Source organism: Leucobacter sp. NPDC015123 (genome assembly GCF_043080205.1).
Taxonomy (GTDB): Bacteria; Actinomycetota; Actinomycetes; order Actinomycetales; family Microbacteriaceae; genus Leucobacter; species Leucobacter aridicollis_A.
Genome location: NZ_JBIBVH010000015.1, coordinates 1 through 5,574 on the forward strand (window position 1 = coordinate 1; position 5,574 = coordinate 5,574).

Below are 5,574 nucleotides of genomic sequence, written 5' to 3' on the forward strand. Positions count from 1 at the left end.
TGTTCGGCGGTGTCCTACTCTCCCACGAGGTCCCCCTCGCAGTACCATCGGCGCTGTCAGCCTTAGCTTCCGGGTTCGGAATGTGACCGGGCGTTTCCCTGACGCTATAACCACCGAAACTCTATTGACATGAAACCAACCCCGACCAGGCACGTAACATGCTGGGGTTGTGGCCATACGTCAAGAACCACAAAGTAGACGCGAACATCGTTACACAACTCACTCATGCCCCAAAACACTATTTGGGATGAAGTCAAGTCATCGGCTTATTAGTACCAGTCAGCTCCACACGTTACCGCGCTTCCACATCTGGCCTATCAACCCAGTCATCTACTGGGAGCCTCACAGGAGTAAACTCCTACGGAAATCTCATCTTGAGGCCGGCTTCCCGCTTAGATGCTTTCAGCGGTTATCCATCCCGAACGTAGCCAACCAGCCATGCCCTTGGCAGAACAACTGGCACACCAGAGGTTCGTCCAACCCGGTCCTCTCGTACTAGGGTCAGATCCTCTCAAATTTCCAACGCGCGCAGAGGATAGGGACCGAACTGTCTCACGACGTTCTAAACCCAGCTCGCGTACCGCTTTAATGGGCGAACAGCCCAACCCTTGGGACCGACTCCAGCCCCAGGATGCGACGAGCCGACATCGAGGTGCCAAACCATGCCGTCGATATGGACTCTTGGGCAAGATCAGCCTGTTATCCCCGAGGTACCTTTTATCCGTTGAGCGACAGCGCTTCCACAAGCCACTGCCGGATCACTAGTCCCGACTTTCGTCCCTGCTCGACCTGTCAGTCTCACAGTCAAGCTCCCTTGTGCACTTACACTCGCCACCTGATTGCCAACCAGGTTGAGGGAACCTTTGGGCGCCTCCGTTACTTTTTGGGAGGCAACCGCCCCAGTTAAACTACCCACCAGGCACTGTCCGAAAACCCGATCAGGGTTCGTCGTTAGATATCCAATATGACCAGAGTGGTATTTCAACAATGACTCCACGAACACTAGCGTGCCCGCTTCACAGTCTCCCACCTATCCTACACAAGCCACACCGAACACCAATACCAAGCTGTAGTAAAGGTCACGGGGTCTTTCCGTCCTTCTGCGCGTAACGAGCATCTTTACTCGTACTGCAATTTCGCCGAGTTTACGGTGGAGACAGCTGGGGAATCGTTACGCCATTCGTGCAGGTCGGAACTTACCCGACAAGGAATTTCGCTACCTTAGGATGGTTATAGTTACCACCGCCGTTTACTGGGGCTTAAATTCACAGCTTCGCAGACAAGTCTGCTAACCGCTCCTCTTAACCTTCCAGCACCGGGCAGGCGTCAGTCCGTATACGTCCACTTGCGTGTTAGCACGGACCTGTGTTTTTAGTAAACAGTCGTTCCCCACTGGTCTCTGCGGCCACCACACCCTTTCGGAGTAAATCCTAATAGGCGGATGGCCCCCCTTCTCCCGAAGTTACGGGGGCATTTTGCCGAGTTCCTTCACCATAATTATCTCGAGCTCCTTAGTATTCTCTACCTGACCACCTGTGTCGGTTTGGGGTACGGGCAACTAGCAACCTCACGTCGATGCTTTTCTCGGCAGCATAGGATCAATGACTTCCCCATACGGGTCCCCATCGCATCTCACCCTTATATGCGGGACGGATTTGCCTATCCCGCAGGCTACATGCTTAGCCCGGGACAACCATCGCCCGGGATCACCTACCTTCCTGCGTCACACCTCACGCTCACCACCCCAGTTCGGGTTCGCAGCCGCCACCCCACATCACCCGAAGGATCCATGAAGCTTTGGTTTGCTTAGCACTACTGGTTAGGTCTTGAACGGTTACCAGCCGGTACGGGAATATCAACCCGTTGTCCATCGACTACGCCTGTCGGCCTCGCCTTAGGTCCCGACTTACCCAGGGAAGATTAGCTTGACCCTGGAACCCTTGGTCTTCCGGAGGACGGGTTTCTCACCCGTCTTTCGCTACTCATGCCTGCATTCTCACTCGTGTGGCATCCACGGCTGGTTCACACCGCCGCTTCACTCGCCACACGACGCTCTCCTACCCATCCATACGGCTGGACCACGAAGGCCTACCTGTTATATGAATGCCACAACTTCGGTGGCGTGCTTGAGCCCCGTTACATTGTCGGCGCGGAATCACTTGACCAGTGAGCTATTACGCACTCTTTCAAGGGTGGCTGCTTCTAAGCCAACCTCCTGGTTGTCACAGCAACTCCACATCCTTTTCCACTTAGCACGCGCTTTGGGACCTTAGATGGTGATCTGGGTTGTTTCCCTCTCGACTATGAAGCTTATCCCCCACAGTCTCACTGCTGCGCTCTCACTTACCGGCATTCGGAGTTTAGCTGACGTCAGTAACCTTGTAGGGCCCATCGGCCATCCAGTAGCTCTACCTCCGGCAAGAAACACGCAACGCTGCACCTAAATGCATTTCGGAGAGAACCAGCTATCACGAAGTTTGATTGGCCTTTCACCCCTATCCACAGCTCATCCCCTCAGTTTTCAACCTAAGTGGGTTCGGCCCTCCACGCGCTCTTACACGCGCTTCAGCCTGGCCATGGATAGATCACTTCGCTTCGGGTCTAGGACATGCGACTGAATCGCCCTATTCAGACTCGCTTTCGCTACGGCTTCCCCACACGGGTTAACCTCGCCACATATCGCTAACTCGCAGGCTCATTCTTCAAAAGGCACGCTGTCACAGCAACAAGGCTGCTCCAACGGATTGTAAGCAAACGGTTTCAGGTACTATTTCACTCCCCTCCCGGGGTACTTTTCACCTTTCCCTCACGGTACTAGTCCGCTATCGGTCATCTGGGAGTATTTAGGCTTATCAGGTGGTCCTGACAGATTCACACGGGATTTCTCGGGCCCCGTGCTACTTGGGATACGCCTCGCGCAGCCAGATCATTTCGGGTACGGGACTCTCACCCACTCCGGTCCGCCGTTCCAAGCGGTTCCCCTATAACCTGAACATTCACGCTAGAAGCATGGCAGCGCTCCTTGAAACGTCCCACAACCCCGATGATGCAACCCCTGCCAGGTATCACACACCACCGGTTTAGCCTCATCCGGGTTCGCTCGCCACTACTACCGGAATCACATGTTGTTTTCTCTTCCTGTGGGTACTGAGATGTTTCACTTCCCCACGTTCCCTCTACCCGCCCTATATATTCAGGCGGGAGTCACCAGCTACGCACGCGCGCTGGCGGGGTTTCCCCATTCGGAAATCCTCGAATCACAGCCCGTTTATCGGCTCCCCGAGGCTTATCGCAGATTACTACGTCCTTCTTCGGCTCCAGATGCCAAGGCATCCACCGTTTGCTCTTCGAAACTTGAAATCACATAAGTAAATTATTTAGAAACACGTAAGATCCGAAAATCTCACGTGACCAATGAGACACACACCACAACCTCGAAAGGTCAGGTGCGTGTATCGAAGATGCTCGCGTCCACTGTGTAGTTCTCAACGTACGGTCAATCCCTGGACAGCTAGACAACACGTTCTAGACACCAGGGCTGAAGAAACCAAGCACCACCAACACCCAAAAGCATCAGCAGGTCTGGGTCTCCAGGACCCAACAGTATGCACTCAATGAAGCAATCACCAACTCACCCAAGCTTTCCTCCCACACCCGCAGAAAACGGACATGATGTACTCACACAGGCAAGCTAATCACAGCTTGCTTTATCAAATGTTCCACCCATGAGCGGTTACGCATCACACGATCGGTGATGAACGCACCATTCTGCAGCAACCATGTTGCTGAGTGCTCCTTAGAAAGGAGGTGATCCAGCCGCACCTTCCGGTACGGCTACCTTGTTACGACTTAGTCCTAATCACCAGTCCCACCTTCGACGGCTCCCTCCACAAGGGTTAGGCCACCGGCTTCGGGTGTTACCGACTTTCATGACTTGACGGGCGGTGTGTACAAGGCCCGGGAACGTATTCACCGCAGCGTTGCTGATCTGCGATTACTAGCGACTCCGACTTCATGGGGTCGAGTTGCAGACCCCAATCCGAACTGAGACCGACTTTTTGGGATTCGCTCCACCTCGCGGTATCGCAGCCCTTTGTATCGGCCATTGTAGCATGCGTGAAGCCCAAGACATAAGGGGCATGATGATTTGACGTCATCCCCACCTTCCTCCGTGTTGACCACGGCAGTATCCCATGAGTTCCCACCATAACGTGCTGGCAACATAGGACGAGGGTTGCGCTCGTTGCCGGACTTAACCGAACATCTCACGACACGAGCTGACGACAACCATGCACCACCTGTAACCGAGTGTCCAAAGAGTTCTGTATCTCTACAGCGTTCTCGGTTATGTCAAGCCTTGGTAAGGTTCTTCGCGTTGCATCGAATTAATCCGCATGCTCCGCCGCTTGTGCGGGCCCCCGTCAATTCCTTTGAGTTTTAGCCTTGCGGCCGTACTCCCCAGGCGGGGAACTTAATGCGTTAGCTACGACACAGAACCCGTGGAACAGGCCCTACATCTAGTTCCCAACGTTTACGGCATGGACTACCAGGGTATCTAATCCTGTTCGCTCCCCATGCTTTCGCTCCTCAGCGTCAGTAGCGGCCCAGAGATCTGCCTTCGCCATCGGTGTTCCTCCTGATATCTGCGCATTCCACCGCTACACCAGGAATTCCAATCTCCCCTACCGCACTCTAGCTTGCCCGTACCCACTGCAGGCCCGGGGTTGAGCCCCGGGATTTCACAGCAGACGCGACAAGCCGCCTACGAGCTCTTTACGCCCAATAATTCCGGACAACGCTTGCACCCTACGTATTACCGCGGCTGCTGGCACGTAGTTAGCCGGTGCTTTTTCTGCAGGTACCGTCACTTTCGCTTCTTCCCTACTAAAAGAGGTTTACAACCCGAAGGCCGTCATCCCTCACGCGGCGTTGCTGCATCAGGCTTGCGCCCATTGTGCAATATTCCCCACTGCTGCCTCCCGTAGGAGTCTGGGCCGTGTCTCAGTCCCAGTGTGGCCGGTCACCCTCTCAGGCCGGCTACCCGTCGTCGCCATGGTGAGCCATTACCTCACCATCTAGCTGATAGGCCGCGAGTCCATCCAGAACCGATAAATCTTTCCACCTACACACCATGCGGTGATAGGTCGTATCCAGTATTAGACACCGTTTCCAGTGCTTATCCCAGAGTTCAGGGCAGGTTACTCACGTGTTACTCACCCGTTCGCCACTCTTCCACCCAGCAAGCTGGGCTTCATCGTTCGACTTGCATGTGTTAAGCACGCCGCCAGCGTTCGTCCTGAGCCAGGATCAAACTCTCCGTAAAAAATTACATGCCCACACACACAGCGGAATAAGCCATGCAAGCGAGCGAGTTTAACCTGACAACAGAAACTCATCAATACTGACGAAATTTCTTTGTTATCCAAAAAAGGAATCTCCAACACCAAACCAGAAAGCTTGATGCCGGGGATAATAAATTGGCATTTGACAATTTAAGTGCACACTATTGAGTTCTCAAGATCCAGACACCCACCGTACTCACCCTGAGGCTTTCCGAAGAGCAACTTTTCTATC

Annotated in this window: 3 rRNA genes; all 3 read right to left on the reverse strand. The window is 54.0% G+C overall.

Annotated features, from left to right (window positions below):
• Position 1: 1 nt before the first annotated feature.
• Positions 2-118, reverse strand: a 5S ribosomal RNA gene (gene rrf / locus ACF07D_RS16060).
• A gap of 131 nt (positions 119-249) precedes the next feature.
• Positions 250-3,360: ribosomal RNA gene (locus ACF07D_RS16065) — 23S ribosomal RNA — on the reverse strand.
• Positions 3,361-3,800: 440 nt separating this feature from the next.
• Positions 3,801-5,323, reverse strand: a 16S ribosomal RNA gene (locus ACF07D_RS16070).
• The 16S, 23S and 5S rRNA genes sit together here, the layout of an rRNA operon.
• Positions 5,324-5,574: the final 251 nt, after the last annotated feature.